This window comes from Achromobacter sp. GbtcB20, from assembly GCF_019091095.1.
GTDB lineage: Bacteria > Pseudomonadota > Gammaproteobacteria > Burkholderiales > Burkholderiaceae_B > Achromobacter > Achromobacter mucicolens.
In genome coordinates, this window is record NZ_JAGXJZ010000003.1 from 379,259 (window position 1) to 398,577 (window position 19,319).

A 19,319-nucleotide genomic window follows, 5' to 3' on the forward strand; every position below is an offset into this window, starting at 1 on the left:
CTCCAGTGTTTTGGGTTTTTTTATGGGTTGCCGGGCCTGGTCTCTCAGGCGCCGGCGGTGCGCGCCTTTTCGCGCAGGCTCGTCAGGGTGGCCCGGGGCGTGATCACCTCCGGGTCCAGGCTGAGTTCGATCAGATACGGGGTTCCGCTGTCCAGCGCGCGCGCCAGCGCGGGCGTGAAGGCTTCATGCGTCTGTACGCGTTCGGCCGTCACGCCGAACGATTGGGCGTAGGCCACGAAATCCGGGTTGCACAGGTCCGTGCCGATGGTGCGGCCGGGGTAGTGCACTTCCTGGTGCATGCGGATCGTGCCGTACATGCCGTTGTTGAACACGATGAAGACGATGCCAAGCTGGTGCTGCTTCACGGTGGCCAGCTCCTGCGAAGTCATCAGGAAGCAGCCGTCGCCCGCCAGGCAGATCACCTGGCGGTCGGGATGACGCAGCTTGGCCGCGATGGCCGCGGGCACGCCGTAACCCATCGCGCCGCTGGTCGGCGCCAGCTGTGTGCGCGGGTGGGTGAAACGGTAGTAACGATGCGCCCAGGCGCTGTAGTTGCCCGCGCCATTGGTCAGGATGGCGCTGGGGTCCAGCTGGTCGCGCAGCGCGGCAATGACGCGCGCCGGGTCCAGGCCCGTGCGCGGGGCAGGCAGCTCGGTGTAGCGCAGGTAGTTGTCGTGCAGGCGCTGCGCCCACGCGCGCCACGGCGATGCGTCCACGGGCTCCAGCTCCACCGCCGTCTTGGCGAAGGCGTCCATGCCGGCCTGGATCTTCACGGCCGGCTGGTACACGCGGCCCAGCTCTTCGGGGCTGGCCAGCACGTGAATCAGGGTCTGGCTGGGCACCGGCGATTGCAGCAGCGAATAGCCGCCCGTCACCATCTCGCCCAGTCGCGCGCCCACCGCCAGGATGACGTCGGCCTGGCGCACCGCCTCGGCCAGCTCGGGGTTCACGCCGATGCCGACTTCACCCACGTATTGCGCGTGGTGGTTGTCAAACAGATCCTGGCGGCGGAACGAACACGCCACGGGCAGGCCGTTCAGTTCGGCAAAGCGGGTCAGGCTTGCCAGTCCCGCATCGGTCCAGCCCGAACCGCCGACGATCATCAAGGGGCGCTCGGCGCCCGCCAGCAGCGTGCGCATGTCGGCCAGGGCGTCGGGCGCCGGATAGGCCTGCGGCACCTGGATCGTGCCGCAGGGCAGGGCCGGGGCCACGTCGGTCAGCATGTCCTCGGGCAGCGCCAGGACGACCGGGCCGGGGCGGCCGGACGTGGCGACGGAGAACGCGCGGTTCAGGTATTCGGTGACGCGCGCGGCGCTGTCGATCTGCGCCACCCACTTCGTGAACTGGCCGAACATGCGGCGGTAGTCGATCTCCTGGAACGCCTCGCGCTCGACCATGTCGTTGCCGACCTGGCCCACCAGCACGATCAGCGGCGTGGAATCCTGAAAGGCCGTCTGCACGCCGATGCTGGCGTTGGTGGCGCCGGGGCCGCGCGTGACCATGCAGATGCCGGGGCGGCCGGTCAGCTTGCCGTGCGCTTCGGCCATGAATGCCGCCGCGCCTTCGTGGCGGCAGGACACCAGCCGGATGCGGTCGCTGTGCGCGTACAGCGCGTCCAATACGTCCAGGTAGCTCTCGCCGGGTACGCCGAATACGGTATCCGCGCCGTGGTCCAGCAGGGCCCGCACCACGTGCTGGCCGCCCGTCATCAATGTCGAAGTGTCGTTCATCGCAATTTCAATCTGGCCGCAGCGCGGCGGGTTGAGTCCGGATGAACTTTACGCAGCCCCGGTCAGGGCGCGTTAGGACAGATCAGAGCTTGTTTTGCACTTTTTTGCGGGCCGGCCTGCGCAGCCCGCCGTCCAGCCGTCACTCGATGGGGCGGTAGTACTTCTTGCGGAAGTCGCCCGGGGTGCAGCCGGTGTGCTTCTTGAAAAAGCGCGCGAAATAGGCCGGATCCTCGATGTTCAACTGAAAGCCGATCTCTGCGATGCCCAGATCCGTGTTGCACAGGAGCCGCTTGGCCTCCAGCGCAATGCGTTCCTGCACGAGCTGGCTGGCCGTGCGTCCCACGCTGCGCTTGACCGCCTCGTTCAACTGGCGTTCGCTGATGCATAGCGCGTCGGCGTACTGGCGGATGGCCGAGAAATCCAGGTAGTGCTCTTCGATCAGCATGGTGAAGCGCTTGGCCAGCGAATAGCTGGGACCCGCCGCAGTTTCACGCTCGTCGGCCGGATACAGCCTGCGCAGCTGCGTCAGGAGGATCAGCAGGTAAGAGCGCACCACGTCGAACCGGCCCGTCTGGCGGTCGCGCGTTTCGCGTTCGATTTCCGCCAGCAGCGGCAGCATGGCGTCGTGCTGCTCGCGCGTCAGGTAGATGACCGGCGATCCGCCGGCCAGGTGAAAGAACGGGAACTTGGCAATGTCGTCGGCGCGCGGGAACATCTGCGCGAAGAACTCGGTGCTGATGTTCATGACGTAGCCGCTGGGCTTGACCGACGACGTCCAGGCGTGGATCTGGCCGGGCGACAGGAAAAAGACCGAGTGGTCGCGCACCGCGTGCTGCTCGAAGTCCAGCAGGTGGGTGCCTTGCGCCTCGGTCATCCACAACAGGTGGTAATAGCGGTGCCGGTGCAGGAAACCGCGCGGGATGTCGTCGTGGTCCTGCAGGCGCACGAGGTCGAAGTAAAAGGATCCCTCTCCCGAGAAATCCGAGGATTCGAAGGTGGGAAAGGTCTCCGGGACGGGCGAAATCGTACCTGCGGACAAGCGGGAGTCTCCTTGATGGCGCGCGGGGCGGCTCTGTTTTTCGCCATCATACGGGGATTCGCCGCGCGGACCGCGGCGCTTACCGGCTGGCCGGGGCGGCGCGCAGCAGGCGCAGACCGTTCGCCACCACCAGCAGGCTGGCGCCCACGTCGGCAAACACCGCCATCCACAGCGTCGCGTGGCCCGTCACGGCCAGCGCCAGAAACACCACCTTGATGCCCAGCGCCAGCGCGATGTTCTGCACGAGGATGCGATGCGTGGCGCGCGACAGGCGCAGGAAGGTGCCGATCTTGCGCAGGTCGTCGTCCATGAGGGCCACGTCGGCGGTCTCGATCGCCGTGCCGGTGCCGGCCGCGCCCATGGCAAAACCGATGTCGGCCCGGGCCAGCGCGGGCGCGTCGTTGATGCCGTCGCCCACCATGCCGACCCGGACGTCCGGCGCCAGCTTGCTTTCAATGGCGGCCAGCTTGTCCTCGGGCAATTGGTCGCCGCGCGCCTCGTCGATGCCGACCTGGCGCGCGATGGCCTGCGCGGTCGGCGTGTTGTCGCCCGTCAGCATGAGCGTGCGCACGCCCAGGCCGTGCAGGTCGGCGATGGCCTGCGCGCTGGTGGGCTTGACCGTGTCGGCCACGGCGGCCACCGCCAGCACGCGGCTGCCGTCCGACAGCGCGATGACGCTCTTGCCCTGGCTTTCCAGCTCGTCAAAGCGCGTGTCGAGCGCGGCGCTGGAGACGCCCAATTCCCGCATCAGGCGGCGGTTGCCCAGGTGGTACGTCTGCCCGCCCACCTGGCCGCTGACGCCGCGTCCGGGCAGGGCGGTAAAGGCCTCGACTTCCAGCAGCGTGCTGCCGGCCTGGCGCGCGGCGTTGGCCACGGCCAGAGATACCGGGTGATCCGATCGGGCCGCCAGGCTTGCCGCGATGAGGGCGGCGGAGTGAGGGCCAGGCGCCGCCGCGTCCCAGTCCTGCAGGTCGGTTTGAACGGGCTTGCCGTGCGTCAGCGTGCCGGTCTTGTCCAGCGCCAGCCATTTCAGGTTGCGGCCTTCTTCCAGATAGACCCCGCCCTTGACGAGGATGCCGCGGCGCGAGGCGGCGGTCAGGCCGCTGACGATGCTGACCGGCGTGGAAATCACGAGCGCGCACGGGCAGGCGATGATCAGCAGCGCAAGCGCGCGGTACAGGGCATCGAACCACGGCTGGCCCCACAGCAGCGGCGGCAGCACCGCCACGGCCAGCGCAATGGCCACGACCGCGGGCGTATAGATCCGCGAGAAACGGTCGATGAAGCGCTGCGTGGGCGCGCGCGCGCCCTGCGCCTGTTCCACCGCGTGGATGATGCGCGCCAGCGTGGTGTTGCCGGCCGCGGCGGTCACGCGGTACTCAAAGGAGCCGGAGGTGTTGATGGTGGCCGCGAAGACGGGATCGTCTTGCGTCTTTTCGACGGGCAGGCTTTCGCCCGTGATCGGGGACTGGTCCACGGCCGACGTGCCGTTCACGACGATGCCATCGGCCGCGATGCGCTCGCCCGGCCGCACGCGCACGATCCCGCCCGGCTGCAGCGACGCGGCGGGCACTTCCACCCAGCTGCCGTCCGCCTGCCGCAGGGTCGCCGTCTCCGGCGCCAGGTCCAGCAGGCCGCGCACGGCGTTGCGGGCGCGGTCCAGCGAACGGGCTTCGATCAATTCGGCCACGTTGAACAGGAACATCACCATGGCCGCCTCGGGCCACTGGCCGATCAGCACCGCGCCGGTGACGGCGATGCTCATCAGGGCGTTGATGTTCAGGTTGCCGTTGCGCACGGCGATCCAGCCCTTGCGATAGGTGCTGACGCCGCAAGCCAGGATGGCGGCCACGGCCAGCGCGGCGGTCACCAAGAGCGGGGCGTCCAGGTAGTGCGAGACCTCCGACAGCGCGGCCAGCACGCCCGCGCCGCCGATCAGCCACCAGTTCACCGCCTTGGCGGCGGGGGCGGGCGCCGCGGCCGCGCCGTCGGCCAGGGGCTCGGGCGTCATGTCCAGCGACTTGATGGCCGCGACGATGCGATCCAGCGCGCCCTCCGCGTGGACGACGGTCAGGATGCGCTGCATCAGGTTGAAGTCCAGCGCATGCACGCCATCCACGCCGTCCAGCTTTTTGCGGATCAGCGTTTCCTCGGTGGGGCAGTCCATCTGCCCGATGCGCAGGCGCGCCAGCAACTGGCCGGGGCCGGGGGTGAGCGTCGCAGCGGCTGCGCCGGTAGCTGGCTGCAGAATGGCGTCGCCGTGATCGTGACCGCAGCAGGCGTCCGGGCCATGCGCGTGTCCGTGTCCCTGTGCAGGGTGTCCGTGACCGTGCTGGTTGCTGGAATCCTTGGCGGAATCGTGATCGCAGCAGGCATCATGGCCCGTCTTTTCGATGCGCGCCATCGCGACCGGCGCTGCCCGCGGCTGGGTGGGTTCGCCGCCGCAGCAGGGACCGCAATCTGCGCCCGACTGATGTTCGCGTTGTTTGACCGGAGGTAAAGACATCCGCTTGACCCTTCAAATAAGCTGATGACGCAATTCCACACCTTGGAGTTACTATAGGGTCAACCCCTAATCATCGGATCGGATCCGGGAGGCAGCGATGCGTATCGGCGAATTGGCCACGGCGGCCGGCACCACGGTCGAAACCGTCAGGTACTACGAAAAGGAAGGACTGCTGCCCGCGCCGGAGCGGGGTCTGAACAACTACCGCAGCTATGGGCAGATGCACCTGGAGCGCCTGCGCCTCATCCGCAACTGCCGGGCGCTGGACATGACGCAGGACGAGATCCGCGCCATCCTGTCCGTGGCCGACAACCACCGCACCGGTTGCGGCCCGATCAACCAGCTGTTCGACGAGCACATCTCGCACGTGGACGAGCGCATTGCCGAACTGATGCAGCTGAAATCCCAACTGAGCGAATTGCGTCAGCGCTGCGTCTCGGCGCGCCCGGACACGGACGACTGCGGCATCCTGCACGGCCTGACCGAAATGCAGGTCGAAGAGCGGCAGGAGCGCCATACCCACCTGGGGTGACCGCGCGGGGCGGGATGTCCTTGTTGCAGGCCAGGGGATCGGCGATCCGGCGGCCGTCATCGCGTACTATGAGAATCTGTTTTTTTCCCATTTGCGCATCGATCAATGACCGTCACCCAGACCGCCACCCCGCTCCACGCCCTGACTTCGCGCCGCTCCTTCAAGTTCCTGCGGGCCCCGGCGCCCAAACCCGACGAACTCGAACAGATCCTGCAGGCCGCCATGGCGGCGCCCGATCATGGCGCGCTGCGCCCGTGGCGCTTCGTCGTGATCCAGGGCGAAGCCATCGGCAAGCTGGCGGACATGGCGCTGGACGCGGTCAAGCGCAGCGGCGATCCGCGCATGACGCCTGAAAAGGAAAAGTCCGTCCGCGAATGGATGGCCGGCGTGCCGCTGTTCATCGCCGTGGCCCAGAAGATCGCCCACGACAACACCAAGATCCCCGAGCAGGAACAGCTTCTGGCCACGGGCTGCTCGGTCATGAACATCCTGAACGCGGTCCACATGCTGGGCTACGCCGCCTTCTGGAGCACCGGCCTGGGCACCTACGTCGAAGACGTGCAGAACGCGCTGGGTCTGGACTCGCTGGATTACCGCTTCCTGGGCTTTCTGGCCGTGGGCACGCCCGCGTGCGCGGTGCCCCCCGCCAAGCGTCCCGATTACCGTGAATTCGTCACGGAATGGACCGGCGCCGCCTGAGGAAAACCCTCAGTCCAATGCGGCCCCAAAAGGCCGCGCGGCCCGCTCATCGGCCCTGTCCCCTGTGCTAATCTCGTCAACGGCCTTGCCCATGTATCCCCGGGCGCAGGCCGGCGACGGCAGCGTCCGAGGTCACACGCCTCTGGCAATGCCTTGGTAGGAAGAAAACGCATGACACGATCAAGCGTGGAGACAATACATGAGCCAATATGGGCCGCTGAAGTTGCACGTCCCCGAGCCGACAGGGCGACCGGGTTGCAAGACAGACTTCTCCTATCTGCATCTATCGCCGCCCGGCGAGGTGCCCAAACCCCCCATTGATGTTGCCGCGGTCGACACCGGTCCCCTGGCCTACAGCCTGGTCCGGGTCATCGACAATGACGGCCATGCCGTCGGGCCGTGGGCGCCGGAGATCAGCCACGACATGCTGCGCGCCGGCATGCGGGCGATGCTCAAGACCCGCATCTTCGACGGGCGCATGCTGACCGCGCAGCGCAAGAAGAAGATCTCGTTCTACATGCAGAGCCTGGGCGAGGAGGCCATCGGCACCGCCCACGCGATGGCGCTGGAAAAGGGGGACATGTGCTTTCCCACCTATCGCCAGCAAAGCATCCTGCTCTCGCGCGATGTGTCGCTGGTGACGATGATGTGCCAGCTCATGTCCAACGAGCGTGATCCGCTGAAGGGCCGCCAGCTGCCGGTCATGTATTCCGACCGCGAAAACGGCTTTTTCACGATTTCGGGCAACCTGGCCACGCAGTTCATCCAGGCGGTGGGCTGGGCCATGGCGTCGGCCATCAAGGGCGACACCCGCATTGCCTCGGCCTGGATCGGCGACGGCGCCACCGCCGAAGCCGACTTCCACACCGCGTTGACCTTCGCGCACGTCTACCGCGCGCCCGTCATCCTGAACGTGGTCAACAACCAGTGGGCCATTTCCACCTTCCAGGCCATCGCCGGCGGCGAGGGCGCGACCTTCGCGGGCCGTGGCGTGGGCTGCGGCATTGCGTCGCTGCGGGTGGACGGCAACGATTTCCTGGCGGTCTATTCCGCCTCGCGCTGGGCGGCCGAGCGCGCCCGCCGCAACCTGGGCCCGACGCTGATCGAATGGGTGACGTACCGCGCGGGGCCCCACTCAACGTCGGACGATCCCTCCAAGTACCGGCCCGGCGACGACTGGAGCCACTTTCCCCTGGGCGACCCGATCGAGCGCTTCAAGAAACATCTCATCCTGTTGGGCATCTGGTCCGACGCCGAGCACGACGCGGTCCGCGCCGAACTCGACGCCGAGATCCTGGCGGCCCAAAAGGAAGCCGAGAGCTACGGCACCCTGGTGGACGGCCACGTCCCCAGCGCCGCCAGCATTTTTGAAGACGTGTACAAGGACATGCCGGAGCATCTGCGCCGGCAGCGCCAGCAGCTCGGAGTCTGACCATGGCAATCGATAACAACGCTGGTCCGGCCTCGGCGCCGATGACCATGATCCAGGCTTTGCGCTCGGCCATGGATGTCATGCTTGAGCGCGACAACAACGTCGTGGTGTTCGGGCAGGACGTCGGTTACTTCGGTGGCGTGTTCCGCTGCACAGAAGGCCTGCAGGCCAAGTACGGCAGTTCGCGCGTGTTCGACACCCCCATCTCCGAAGGCGGCATCGTCGGCGTGGCGGTGGGCATGGGCGCCTATGGCCTGCGGCCGGTGTGCGAGATCCAGTTCGCCGACTACTTCTATCCGGCTTCGGACCAGATCGTGTCCGAGGCCGCGCGCCTGCGCTACCGGTCGGTCGGCGAATTCATTGCCCCCATGACCATCCGCATGCCTTGCGGCGGCGGCATCTACGGCGGGCAGACGCACAGCCAGAGTCCCGAGGCGATGTTCACGCAGGTCTGCGGGCTGCGCACGGTGATGCCGTCCAACCCGTACGACGCGAAGGGGCTGTTGATCGCCGCCATCGAGAACGACGATCCGGTGATCTTCCTGGAACCCAAGCGGCTCTACAACGGCCCGTTCGACGGCCACCACGACCGGCCGGTCACGCCGTGGACCGGCCGTCCCGGCAGCGTCGTGCCCACGGGCTACTACACCGTGCCGCTGGAATCGGCGGCCATCGTGCGGCCGGGTTCGGAACTGACGGTGCTGACCTACGGCACCACGGTGCACGTGTCGCTGACCGCGGCCGAGGAAACCGGCATCGACGCCGAGATCATCGACCTGCGCAGCCTGTGGCCGCTGGACCTGGACGCCATCGTCAACTCCGTCAAGAAGACGGGGCGCTGCGTGGTCGTGCACGAGGCCACGCGCACCTGCGGCTTCGGCGCGGAACTGATTGCGCTGGTGCAGGAACACTGCTTCCATCACCTGGAGGCGCCCGTCGAGCGCGTGACCGGTTGGGACACTCCCTATCCGCACGCGCAGGAATGGGCGTACTTCCCCGGCCCGCGCCGGGTCGGCGAAGCGTTCAAACGCGCGATGGAGGCATGACATGGGGATTCATATCATCAAGATGCCCGACATCGGCGAAGGCATCGCAGAGGTCGAGCTGGTGGGCTGGCACGTCAAGGTGGGCGACACGGTCGCCGAGGACCAGCCGCTGGCGGACGTGATGACGGACAAGGCCACGGTCGAGATCCCGTCGCCGGTGGTGGGCAAGGTGATCTCGCTGGGCGGTGATGTTGGCCAGGTGATGGCCGTGGGCGGGGAGCTGATCCGCCTGGAAGTCGAAGGCGAAGGGAATGTGAAGGCGGGCGCTGCTGCGGCGGCGGCGCCGGCGGCGAAAGCGGCTGTGCCTGCGGCTGGCGGGATTGCTGCCGACGGCGCGCAGCGCGCTGGTGGTCCGAGTCTGGTGGAAAGTGGCGTGGCGGCATCGACGCCCGCAACTTCCCCGCCGGCCAGGTCATCATCATCTGCATCAACATCCGCATCTGCCTCTGGCCCCGCGTCGGCGCCGGCCAAGTCGCCAGCCACCCGCCAATCCGGCGGCGCGCCCGCGGCCATTCGCCAGCCCGGTGAAAAGCCGCTGGCCTCGCCCGCCGTGCGCAAGCGCGCGTGGGACCTGGGCGTGGAGCTGCGCTTCGTGCAGGGCAGCGGCCCGGCCGGGCGCATCCTGCACGAAGACCTGGACGCCTGGCTGCAAGGGCAGGGGTCGGCCAGCAGCGCACGCGCCGGGTCGGCCTATGTGGAACGCAACGACGAAGACGCCGTGCCGGTCATCGGTCTGCGCAGGAAGATCGCGCAGAAGATGGCCGAGTCCAAGCGCCGCATTCCGCATTTCAGCTACGTCGAGGAAATCGACGTGACCGAGCTCGAAGACCTGCGCGTGCAGTTGAACGCCAAATGGGGCGAGTCGCGCGGCAAGCTGACGCTGCTGCCGCTCCTGGCCCGCGCGATGGTGGTGGCGCTGCGCGACTTCCCGCAGATCAATGCGCGCTACGACGACGAGGCGGGGGTGGTCACGCGCTATGGCGCGGTGCACATCGGCATTGCCACGCAAAGCGACGGCGGCCTGATGGTGCCGGTGATGCGCCACGCCGAGGCGCGCGACCTGTGGTCCATGGCTGCGGAGATCAATCGGCTGGCGCAGGCGGTGCGCAGCGGGTCGGCCGGCCGCGACGAGCTGTCCGGTTCGACCATCACCATCACCAGCCTGGGTCCCTTGGGCGGCATCGTCACCACGCCGGTCATCAACCATCCCGAGGTCGGCATCGTGGGCGTGAACCGCATCGTCGAACGCCCCGCCTTCCGCAACGGCGCCGTGGTGGCGCGCAAGCTGATGAACCTGTCTTCGTCCTTCGACCACCGCGTGGTGGACGGCATGGACGCGGCGCGCTTCATCCAGGCCGTGCGCGCGCTGCTGGAACAACCCGCGCTGCTTTTCGTGGAGTGAGCATGAGCCAGATCACAAAGACAACGACATTGCTGGTGATCGGCGGCGGCCCCGGCGGCTACGTGGCCGCCATCCGCGCCGGGCAGCTGGGCGTGCCTACCATCCTGGTCGAGGGCGCGCAGCTGGGCGGCACCTGCCTGAACATCGGCTGCATCCCCTCCAAGGCCCTGATCCACGCGGCCGAGGAATTCGACAAGGCGCGCCACTACGCCGGCGAATCGGCGCTCGGCATCGCCGTGGACACGCCGCGCATCGACATCGCCAAGACGGTCGCCTGGAAAGACGGCATCGTCGGCAAGCTGACGGGGGGCGTGGGCGCGCTGCTCAAGAAGAACGGCGTGGAAGTCGTGCGCGGCTGGGCGACGCTTCTGGACGGCAAGACGGCCGAAGTCGAAACGCCCGACGCGGGGCGCGTTCGCATCCAGTGCGAGCACCTGCTGCTGGCCGCTGGCTCCGAACCCACGCCGCTGCCGTCCATGCCTTTCGGCGGCATGGTGGTGTCGTCCACCGAGGCGCTGTCGCCCGCCAGCATCCCGAAGCAGCTCGTGGTGGTGGGCGGCGGCTACATCGGCCTGGAACTGGGCACCGTGTACCGCAAGCTGGGCGCCGAAGTCGCGGTGGTGGAAGCGCAGGACCGCATCCTGCCAACCTACGACGCCGAGCTCACCAAGCCCGTCTCGGCCGCGCTGGGCAAGATGGGCGTGGCGTTGCACCTGGGCCGCAAGGTGCTGGGGTTGAACGGCAAGGGCGACGCGGTGCGGGTGCAAGACGCCAGCGGCGCCGAAACCCTGCTGCCGGCCGACCGCGTGCTGATCTCGGTGGGACGCCGTCCGCGCACGCAGGGCTGGGGGCTGGAAAGCCTGCAGCTGGACCGCAAGGGCAACGCGCTGCGCATCGACGACCAATGCCGCACGTCCATGCGCGACGTCTGGGCCATTGGCGACATCGCCGGTGAACCGATGCTGGCGCACCGCGCCATGGCGCAGGGCGAGATGGTGGCCGAACTGGTGGCGGGCAAGCGCCGCCACTTCCAGCCGGCCTCCATCCCGGCCGTGTGCTTCACCGATCCCGAGGTCGTGGTGGCGGGCCTGTCGCCGCACGAGGCTGAAGCCGCCGGCCTGGATTGCGTGACGGCATCCTTCCCCTTCGCCGCCAACGGCCGCGCCATGACGCTGGAATCCACCGACGGGTTCGTGCGCGTGGTGGCCCGGCGCGACAACCACCTGATCGTGGGGTGGCAGGCGGTAGGCCGTGCGGTGTCGGAGCTATCGACGGCGTTTGGCCAGTCGCTGGAAATGGGCGCCACGCTGGAAGACGTGGCGGGCACCATCCACGCGCATCCCACGCTGGGCGAGGCGGTGCAGGAGGCCGCGCTCAAGGCGCTGGGGCATGCTTTGCATATCTGACGGTCTGCAGACCTGATGCCCCGGCACGGCGCGGCCCGCAAAGGCCGCGCCGTGTTTGCTTTCGTCCTGTTCATGCCGCATGCAGAACCTGCGCGGCGGTCCCATCGGGCGCCTGGCGCGCTGGCCTTCAGCGGCTCCCGTCGATGTAAGGCCGCGCTTGCAGGATCAGGATCTTGTCTGCCTGCACGGCCCATTCGATGTCCTGGTCTCCATTTCCCAAGCGCTTCTTCACCTGCCGTCCCACGGCGGCCAGCCGGGCGACCAGCGCATCGTTCAGCACCTGCCGGCCGCCCTCGATGGGCACTTCGCGCACGCCGCCGCCCGCGTCAGCCACGAGCTGCGTGTCCTCGGCGGAACGGCTCAGCACCTGAACCGCCTTGGACCAGCTTGAGTACATGACCTGTTCGGCCTGCCGCTTGCCTTCCACCACCTTGATGCCCAGTCCGCGCTTGGCGGACAGGTAGGTGACGTGGCGGCGCGAGGCGTCGAAGGGATCGCGCGTGATCATGACGCCCGAGCTGTCCGACGCCGCGGCCCGCTGCACCAGTACCCCCATGACGACGGCGTCCTGCCCGAAGCCTGCCGTGCGGCGCGCCTCGAAAGCCTCGAAGTTGTAGACCGAGGCCCACACCGTCTGCACGGCCCGGACCAGCGCATCGGCCTGCGTGACGTTCGGCACGGTGGTGTACAGGCCCGCGCCGCTGAAACCCGGCAGGTCTTCGGAATTGGACGAGCTGCGCACGAAGACGCCGTGGCCACCCAACTGCTTTTCCCAGCGGGCGCGCCAGGCGGCCGACAGGGCGGGGTCGGGCGTTGCGTCGACGATGTCCTGGCGCAGCTTGGCCAGTTCGGCGCGCCGCACGTTGGCGTCGCTGGCAAAGTCGGCCCGCTGCTCCAGCGCCGCCAAGCGCGCGGGCATGCCCAACTGGTCCATGAACGCCGCGTATTGGGCAAACGGGATACAGAACCCATCCGGCACGCTGGCCGCGGGCGGCAACACGGCCGTCAGCGCGCCCAGGTTTGCCGCCTTGACCCCGCAGTGGCGGCTGTCGCGCGTGGTCATGCCGGACAGCGGCTTGAGGGCGCGCACCGACAGGTCGGGCGTGGGCAGCGAGGCGGCAGCGGTTGGGGTTGCCGCCGTGGCTGGCGACGCGGCCGGCTGCGCGATGCGCTGCACCCGGTAGCCGTTGCTTTCAACGGTCAGTTCGACCCATTGGCCATCATGCTCGCGCAAGGCCGCCACGGCGTCGCGCACGTAGGCATTGGGAATGCGCCAGCCCTTGGCCAGCAGGTTCACGTGGGACAGCAGCGTGGACGGGCGCTGCGTGACCAGGCCCGCCACCGGCGTCAGCGCCACGGGCACCTCGTCCAGCACCACGATGTCGGTGGGCGAGAGGTCAGTCGTTTCATCCACGGCCTTGACGATGCGCAGCCGTCCCTGCGCGCGCCCGGTGTTCAGCGGCAAGAAGGTCTGCTCGCGCAGCAGTGCCTCCTGCGTGACGAAGTCCAGCCCGGCCCGCCGCGCGGTCTCTTCCTGCAGCGTGGAGTTGCTCTTGAATTTCAGCGGCTCGGGGAACGTGGCCCCGAGCCGCTGCGCCGTCAGGGTCAGCAATTCTGGCGTCAGCAGATCGCCTTCCCAGAACTCATAGGTATAGCCGGGCAGGCTGTTCTGCCAGCTCAGCGTGCCGAACAGCAGACGACGATTGGGATCCTTGTACTGCGCCACCAGTGCGGCCCGGTCGCCGGACAGCAGCCGCCGCTCGCGCGCAAAGGTCTCGTGCAGCGCGTACCGCGGCGTGTTGACGTAATAGATGCGGTCGGCGCGCTGGCGGTCGATGATGAACAGCACATGGGGGATTTCCAGCGGCGTGCCGGCGTTATAGACCCGCGCCAGTTGATCGAATTCGGCCCGGGTCTTGATCTGCGCCAGGAACCGCGGGCCTCCCCACCGCGCGTCCTCGGCCTTGCGCGCCTCGACCTCGTCGGGGCGCAGGGGGCGGCCGTTTTCGTACGGGGAGGGTTTGCGGGCGGTTTGGGCTTGGACGGGCGGCGCGCCGGCGCCAACGAGCAGCGCGGAGACGGCCAGCACGGCCAGCGACATCCGCAGTGGAATAAGGGGCCTGAGCGGCGCGCGCGCGAGGATCATGGTCTCGGGGACAGAGCGGCAAAGGCGCCATCATATCCGGCCCGGGAGCGGGATTGCTGCCTGAGGGCGGAAACAACAAGGCCCCCAAATGGGGGCCTTGCATCCAATGCATCTACGGCAAGCCGAAATCAGCCTTGCGCCGTTTCCGCCAGCACGCGCTGGGCTTCTTCAGCGACGCGTTCGGGGGCGGTGCCGCCCACGTGCTTGCGCGCGGCGACCGAGCCTTCCAGCGTCAGGACCTGGTGCACGTCCTCGGTGATGCTGGGGTGGTAGGCCGTGAGTTCGGCGGTGGACAGGTCGGCGAGGTCGCAGCCGCGCTGTTCGCAGTCGCGCACGGCGTGGGCCACGACTTCGTGGGCGTCGCGGAAGGGCACGCCGCGCTTGACCAGGTAGTCGGCCAGATCGGTGGCGGTGGCAAAGCCCTGCAGGGCCGCGGCGCGCATGTTGTCGGCCTTGACCTTGATGCCGCCGGCCATGTCCGCGAAGATCGTCAGCGTGTCGCGCAGCGTGTCGGCCGTGTCGAACAGGCCTTCCTTGTCTTCCTGGTTGTCCTTGTTGTAGGCCAGGGGCTGGCCCTTCATCAGGGTCAGCAGGGCGACCAGGTTGCCGTTGACGCGGCCGGTCTTGCCGCGGGCCAGCTCGGGCACGTCGGGGTTCTTCTTTTGCGGCATGATCGAGCTGCCGGTGCAGAAGCGGTCGGCCAGGTCGATGAAGCCCACGCGCGGGCTCATCCAGAGCACCAGCTCTTCGGACAGGCGCGAGACGTGCGTCATGATGAGCGCGCCGGCGGCGCAGAATTCGATGGCGAAGTCGCGGTCGGAGACGGCGTCCAGCGAGTTGCGGCACACGCCCTCGAAGCCCAGCGTCTTGGCGACGCGTTCGCGGTCGATGGGGAACGACGTGCCGGCCAGGGCGGCGGCGCCCAGCGGCAGGCGGTTGACGCGGCGGCGGCAGTCGGCCAGGCGCTCGGCGTCGCGGCCGAACATTTCGGCGTAAGCGAGCAGGTGGTGCCCGAAGGTGACGGGCTGGGCGACTTGCAGGTGCGTGAAGCCGGGCATGATGGTGCCGGCGTTTTCCAGGGCGACCGTGGCCAAGGCGTGGCGCAGCTGGCGCAGCAGATCCTGCAGGGTGTCGATTTCGTCACGCAGCCACAGGCGGATGTCGGTGGCGACCTGGTCGTTGCGCGAACGGCCGGTATGCAGGCGCTTGCCCGCATCGCCCACCAGTTCCACGAGGCGCTTTTCAATGTTCAGGTGGACGTCTTCCAGGTCGAGCAGCCACTGGAACGAGCCAGCGTCGATCTCGGACAGGATCTGGGTCATGCCGCGCTGGATGTCGGCCAGATCCTGGGCGCCGATGATGCCCTGGGCGGCCAGCATGTCGGCGTGCGCGAGCGAGCCCTGGATGTCGTGGCGCGCCAGGCGCTTGTCGAAATCCACGGACGCCGTGTAGCGTTTGACGAGTTCGGAAACCGGCTCGGAGAACCGGGCGGACCAGGCCTGCGCCTTGTTGGCGAACTGGTTTTGATCGGAGGAGGGAGTGTTTGCCATGATGGGCAGGATTATAGGGCCTTGCGCCACGCCGGGCGACGGCGGCCGTTATGCGGGGCCAAAACGCGCAGATGGCGTGAGTTGTCGGATAATCCAGATCAATTTCTAGACCCTGTAAAGCGAGTACGGATCCATGCCCCTGGAATGGGAAGAGCTAGTCACCCAAATTGATACCCATATGCCCCGGGAGATCTGGGCGCAGACGCTGATCGGCATTGGCGCGCTCATCCTGACCGCGCTGTTCGTGCAGTGGGTGGTCGCGCGGGTGGTCCTGCTGCTGGCGCACCGGCTGCTCGTGGTCAGCGGCCACGGCGATTGGGACAAGGCGCTGCAGCGCCGCCGCGCGTACCAGAACCTCTGGTACGCGGTGCCGTTTGCGGTGGTGTCCATGGGCATCGACCTGGTGCCCCATGCCGAGCGGGTGGTCACCATCGTGGGCCGGTTGGCGCACGCGGGCGCCTGGATCTGCGTGTTCATCGCGTTTTCGGGCGTGCTGAGCGCCTGGCAGGACACCTATTCGGCAACGACCCGCGCGCAGACCCGGTCCATCAAGGGCTACATCCAGATCGGCAAGCTGATCCTGATGGCGGTATGCACCGTCCTGGTGCTTTCCATCCTGATCGACCGCTCGCCGCTCTGGATGATCTCCGGCCTGGGCGCGCTGTCGGCGGTGCTGCTGCTGGTGTTCAAGGACACGCTCCTGTCGCTGGTGGCCAGCACGCAGCTCACCAGCAACGACATGCTGCGCATCGGCGACTGGATCGAGATGCCGCAATGCAACGCGGATGGCTTCGTCAAGGACATTGCGCTGCATACCGTGAAGGTGCAGAACTGGGACAACACCGTTACCACGGTGCCGACCTACAAGCTGTTCTCGGAAAGCTACCGCAACTACCGGCACATGTTCGAGTCCGGCGGCCGGCGCATCAAGCGCACCATCCGCATCGACGCGGCCAGCGTGCGCTTTCTGACCGACGACGAGGCGCAGCGGCTGATGAAGTTCCGGCTGCTGCACGACTATCTGCAAAGCAAGACGCAGGACATCGTTCAGGCCAACCAGACGCTGGGCGAACTGGCCAGCGTGCCGGCCAACCGGCGCCGTCTGACCAACATCGGCACGCTGCGGGCCTATGCGCTGGCCTACCTGAAGCAGAATCCGGAAATCCGCCAGGACATGGCGATGATGGTGCGCATGATGGAGCCCACCTCCGAGGGCATTCCGGTCGAGGTCTATTGCTTTACCGCCGTGACCGCGTGGGTGGAATACGAACGCATCCAGGGCGACGTGTTCGACCATCTGCTGGCGATCCTGCCCGAGCTGGGCCTGCGCCTGTACCAGCAGCCGTCCGGCGCCGACATCGGCGCCATGGGCGGATACCTGCGCGACAGCGCCATCCAGGCGGCGCTGTCGGCCGAGCGCGACCGGCAAGGATCCATGGACGGCAGTCCGGCGCTACCGTTCGAGCGCGGCCTGACCGACGGCAAGATGCCGCGCCAGGCGGAATAGGGCCCGTGAGATAATCCGGCCGTTGATTCCCGGGCCTCCAGCCCCCCCGGCGCACCCCTCCACGTCGCAATCTCCAGGCGAACCTCCCAGGCGAAATCCCCGATGTCGAATCCGTTCTTCAACCTGTATTCCCACGGCTTCGCCCGGGTCGCGGTCGGCGTGCCCGAGTGCCGTGTCGCCGATCCCGCGTTCAATGCCGCGCAGACCATCGCGCTGGCGCAGCAGGCTGCCCAAGGCGGCGCGGTGCTGGCGGCTTTCCCGGAACTGGGCCTGTCGGCCTACACCTGCGACGATCTCTTTCACCAGAAGGCCCTCTTGGACGCCTGCGAGGCGGCGCTGGCTCAGGTGGTCGAGGCGACCGCCGACCTGGATATCGCCATCGTCGTGGGGGCGCCGCTGCGGATGGCGCACCAACTGTTCAACTGCGCGGTGGTGGCGGCCGGCGGGCGGGTGCTTGGCGTCGTGCCCAAGACGTATCTGCCGAATTACGGCGAGTTCTACGAAGCCCGCCAGTTCAGCGCGGCTGACTGCGCCATCGGCACGCAGATCGACCTGCTGGGCCAGACGGTGCCGTTCGGGTCCGAGCTGCTGTTCCAGATGGAAAAGCTGCCCCTGTTCCAGTTCCACGTTGAAATCTGCGAAGACGTCTGGGTGCCCATTCCCCCGTCGTCCTATGCCGCGCTGGCCGGCGCCACGGTGCTGGTCAACCTGTCGGCCTCCAATATCGTCGTCGGCAAGTCCGCCTACCGTCACCAGCTCGTGTCGCAGCAATCGGCGCGCTGCCTGTCGGCCTATATGTACACCTCGGCCGGCCGGGGCGAATCGTCGACGGACCTGGCCTGGGACGGGCAGGCGCTCATCTACGAAAACGGCGAGCTGCTGGCCGAATCCGAGCGCTTCCTGAACCATTCCCACCTGCTGTTCTCGGATGTCGACCTGGACCGCCTGTCGCGCGAACGCATGCGCCAGAGCACCTTCGGCCAGTCCGTGCGCCGCCACGCGGACGAAGTCCGCCGGTTCCGCCGCGTGGCGGTGCCGGTCAATCCGCCGCTGGAGGACGCCGAACTGGCGCTGGAACGGCGCGTGGCGCGCTTTCCCTATGTGCCGGCCGACCCGCAGCGCCGCGACGCGCGCTGCAAGGAGGTCTACAACATCCAGGTACAGGCGCTGGCGCAGCGCTTGTCGGCCAGCGGCATGAAGAAGGTGGTCATCGGCATTTCGGGCGGGCTGGACTCCACGCATGCGCTGCTGGTGTGCGCCAAGGCCATGGACGCCCTGGACCTGCCGCGCTCGAACATCCTGGCGGTCACGATGCCGGGTTTTGCCACCAGCACCCGCACGCTGCAGCAGGCGCGCCGCCTGATGGCGGTGGTGGGCTGCACGGCTTCTGAAATCGACATCCGCCCCAGCTGCCTGCAGATGCTCAAGGACCTGGGCCATCCCTACGCCAATGGCGAGCCGGTCTATGACATCACCTTCGAGAACGTCCAGGCAGGCGAGCGCACCAACCACCTGTTCCGGCTGGCCAATTTCAGCAATGCCATCGTCATCGGCACGGGCGACCTGAGCGAACTTGCACTGGGCTGGTGCACGTACGGCGTGGGCGACCATATGTCGCATTACAGCGTCAACGCCAGCGTGCCCAAGACGCTGATCACGCACCTGGTGCGCTGGGTGGCCGAATCGGGCCGGCTGGGCGACGAGGGCGCACAGGTGCTGCTGGACGTGCTGGGCACCGACGTCAGCCCCGAGCTGGTACCGGGCGGCGCGGACGACAAGCCCGAGCAAAAGAGCGAGGCCTCGATCGGCCCTTACGAGCTGCAGGACTTCAACCTGTACTACACGCTGCGCTACGGCTTTGCGCCGACCAAGGTGGCCTTCCTGTCGTGGACAGCCTGGCGCGACCGCGAGGCGGGCGCGTGGCCCGAGGCCGGCCACGTCGTGCGCAACGAATACGATCTGGCCGCCATCAAGCGCAACCTGAAGATCTTCCTGGACAAGTTCTTCCGGACCAGCCAGTTCAAGCGCACCTGCATCCCGAACGCGCCCAAGGTGGGTTCCGGCGGCTCGCTGTCGCCGCGCGGCGACTGGCGCGCGCCCAGCGACTCCGAGTCCGTGGTCTGGATGCGCGAGGCCGACCAGATTCCCGACGAGGCGCCTGAAAGCTGAGGGCGGCTGCTGACGGCGGCGCCGCGCACCACATTGGGGCGGCGGCAGAAAATTCGCGGGCGCCGCGTGGCGACCGCGCGGTGTTATTCTCTGTCCATTGCGCCCGGCGCCCGCCTGTGTCACAAGACAGCGGGCCGCGCGGCAGGGCGACGCAC

Annotated in this window: 13 protein-coding genes; 8 read left to right on the plus strand and 5 right to left on the minus strand. The window is 67.8% G+C overall.

Annotated elements, in window-relative coordinates; translation table 11 throughout:
• Nucleotides 1-44: 44 nt before the first annotated feature.
• The 3 genes from KVT32_RS06990 to KVT32_RS07000 all read right to left on the minus strand — a co-directional run bounded on the left by KVT32_RS06990 (nucleotide 45) and on the right by KVT32_RS07000 (nucleotide 5,173).
• Nucleotides 45-1,730 carry a thiamine pyrophosphate-binding protein gene (locus KVT32_RS06990; RefSeq protein WP_152384125.1) on the minus strand — a complete coding sequence of 562 codons (1,686 nt, stop codon included), beginning with the start codon at nucleotides 1,728-1,730 and terminating at the stop codon, nucleotides 45-47.
• Between the two features lie 139 nt (nucleotides 1,731-1,869).
• Complete coding sequence (locus KVT32_RS06995) at nucleotides 1,870-2,769, minus strand: helix-turn-helix domain-containing protein (RefSeq protein WP_056316364.1); 900 nt, start codon at nucleotides 2,767-2,769, stop codon at nucleotides 1,870-1,872.
• Between the two features lie 79 nt (nucleotides 2,770-2,848).
• Nucleotides 2,849-5,173: a heavy metal translocating P-type ATPase gene (locus tag KVT32_RS07000; protein ID WP_217617892.1), complete on the minus strand. Its 2,325-nt coding sequence runs from the start codon at nucleotides 5,171-5,173 to the stop codon at nucleotides 2,849-2,851.
• A gap of 199 nt (nucleotides 5,174-5,372) precedes the next feature.
• Here KVT32_RS07000 and cadR point away from each other — a divergent pair, with 199 nt between their 5' ends.
• The 6 genes from cadR to lpdA all read left to right on the plus strand — a co-directional run bounded on the left by cadR (nucleotide 5,373) and on the right by lpdA (nucleotide 11,792).
• Nucleotides 5,373-5,807 (plus strand): Cd(II)/Pb(II)-responsive transcriptional regulator, encoded by a 435-nt coding sequence (gene cadR, locus KVT32_RS07005; protein WP_056316368.1) that lies wholly within the window; start codon nucleotides 5,373-5,375, stop codon nucleotides 5,805-5,807.
• A 105-nt stretch (nucleotides 5,808-5,912) separates the two neighbouring features.
• Nucleotides 5,913-6,506: a nitroreductase gene (locus KVT32_RS07010; protein WP_056316369.1), complete on the plus strand. Its 594-nt coding sequence runs from the start codon at nucleotides 5,913-5,915 to the stop codon at nucleotides 6,504-6,506.
• A gap of 199 nt (nucleotides 6,507-6,705) precedes the next feature.
• Entirely contained in the window at nucleotides 6,706-7,938 is a 1,233-nt protein-coding gene (locus KVT32_RS07015) for a 3-methyl-2-oxobutanoate dehydrogenase (2-methylpropanoyl-transferring) subunit alpha (RefSeq protein WP_056316373.1), read from the plus strand.
• A gap of 2 nt (nucleotides 7,939-7,940) precedes the next feature.
• Nucleotides 7,941-8,984 (plus strand): alpha-ketoacid dehydrogenase subunit beta, encoded by a 1,044-nt coding sequence (locus KVT32_RS07020; protein ID WP_063952498.1) that lies wholly within the window; start codon nucleotides 7,941-7,943, stop codon nucleotides 8,982-8,984.
• Nucleotide 8,985: 1 nt separating this feature from the next.
• Nucleotides 8,986-10,386, plus strand: a complete 1,401-nt coding sequence (locus tag KVT32_RS07025) for a dihydrolipoamide acetyltransferase family protein (RefSeq protein ID WP_217617893.1) — start codon at nucleotides 8,986-8,988, stop codon at nucleotides 10,384-10,386.
• A 2-nt stretch (nucleotides 10,387-10,388) separates the two neighbouring features.
• Nucleotides 10,389-11,792: a dihydrolipoyl dehydrogenase gene (lpdA, locus tag KVT32_RS07030; protein ID WP_175157362.1), complete on the plus strand. Its 1,404-nt coding sequence runs from the start codon at nucleotides 10,389-10,391 to the stop codon at nucleotides 11,790-11,792.
• A 127-nt stretch (nucleotides 11,793-11,919) separates the two neighbouring features.
• Here lpdA and KVT32_RS07035 read toward each other — a convergent pair whose 3' ends face one another.
• Both KVT32_RS07035 and argH read right to left on the minus strand, forming a co-directional pair.
• Nucleotides 11,920-13,938, minus strand: coding sequence for a PEP/pyruvate-binding domain-containing protein (locus tag KVT32_RS07035; protein ID WP_217617894.1), 2,019 nt, complete (start codon nucleotides 13,936-13,938; stop codon nucleotides 11,920-11,922).
• Nucleotides 13,939-14,066: 128 nt separating this feature from the next.
• Nucleotides 14,067-15,488: an argininosuccinate lyase gene (argH, locus tag KVT32_RS07040; RefSeq protein ID WP_056316393.1), complete on the minus strand. Its 1,422-nt coding sequence runs from the start codon at nucleotides 15,486-15,488 to the stop codon at nucleotides 14,067-14,069.
• Between the two features lie 133 nt (nucleotides 15,489-15,621).
• Between argH and KVT32_RS07045 the strand changes: the two genes are divergently transcribed.
• Together KVT32_RS07045 and KVT32_RS07050 are read left to right on the plus strand one after the other, a co-directional pair.
• On the plus strand, nucleotides 15,622-16,995 hold the full coding sequence (locus KVT32_RS07045; RefSeq protein WP_152384131.1) for a mechanosensitive ion channel family protein: 1,374 nt from the start codon (nucleotides 15,622-15,624) through the stop codon (nucleotides 16,993-16,995).
• A gap of 102 nt (nucleotides 16,996-17,097) precedes the next feature.
• Nucleotides 17,098-19,164, plus strand: a complete 2,067-nt coding sequence (locus tag KVT32_RS07050; protein WP_217617895.1) for an NAD(+) synthase — start codon at nucleotides 17,098-17,100, stop codon at nucleotides 19,162-19,164.
• Nucleotides 19,165-19,319 lie beyond the last annotated feature (155 nt).

Excerpts from the sequence above, each read along its gene's own strand:
- KVT32_RS06990 (WP_152384125.1), bottom strand. The coding sequence starts at position 1,730 with ATGAACGACACTTCGACATTGATGACGGGCGGCCAGCACGTGGTGCGG.
- KVT32_RS07000 (WP_217617892.1), bottom strand. The coding sequence starts at position 5,173 with ATGGCGCGCATCGAAAAGACGGGCCATGATGCCTGCTGCGATCACGAT.
- cadR (WP_056316368.1), top strand. The coding sequence starts at position 5,373 with ATGCGTATCGGCGAATTGGCCACGGCGGCCGGCACCACGGTCGAAACC.
- KVT32_RS07010 (WP_056316369.1), top strand. The coding sequence starts at position 5,913 with ATGACCGTCACCCAGACCGCCACCCCGCTCCACGCCCTGACTTCGCGC.
- KVT32_RS07015 (WP_056316373.1), top strand. The coding sequence starts at position 6,706 with ATGAGCCAATATGGGCCGCTGAAGTTGCACGTCCCCGAGCCGACAGGG.
- KVT32_RS07020 (WP_063952498.1), top strand. The coding sequence starts at position 7,941 with ATGGCAATCGATAACAACGCTGGTCCGGCCTCGGCGCCGATGACCATG.
- KVT32_RS07025 (WP_217617893.1), top strand. The coding sequence starts at position 8,986 with ATGGGGATTCATATCATCAAGATGCCCGACATCGGCGAAGGCATCGCA.
- lpdA (WP_175157362.1), top strand. The coding sequence starts at position 10,389 with ATGAGCCAGATCACAAAGACAACGACATTGCTGGTGATCGGCGGCGGC.
- KVT32_RS07035 (WP_217617894.1), bottom strand. The coding sequence starts at position 13,938 with ATGATCCTCGCGCGCGCGCCGCTCAGGCCCCTTATTCCACTGCGGATG.
- argH (WP_056316393.1), bottom strand. The coding sequence starts at position 15,488 with ATGGCAAACACTCCCTCCTCCGATCAAAACCAGTTCGCCAACAAGGCG.
- KVT32_RS07045 (WP_152384131.1), top strand. The coding sequence starts at position 15,622 with ATGCCCCTGGAATGGGAAGAGCTAGTCACCCAAATTGATACCCATATG.
- KVT32_RS07050 (WP_217617895.1), top strand. The coding sequence starts at position 17,098 with ATGTCGAATCCGTTCTTCAACCTGTATTCCCACGGCTTCGCCCGGGTC.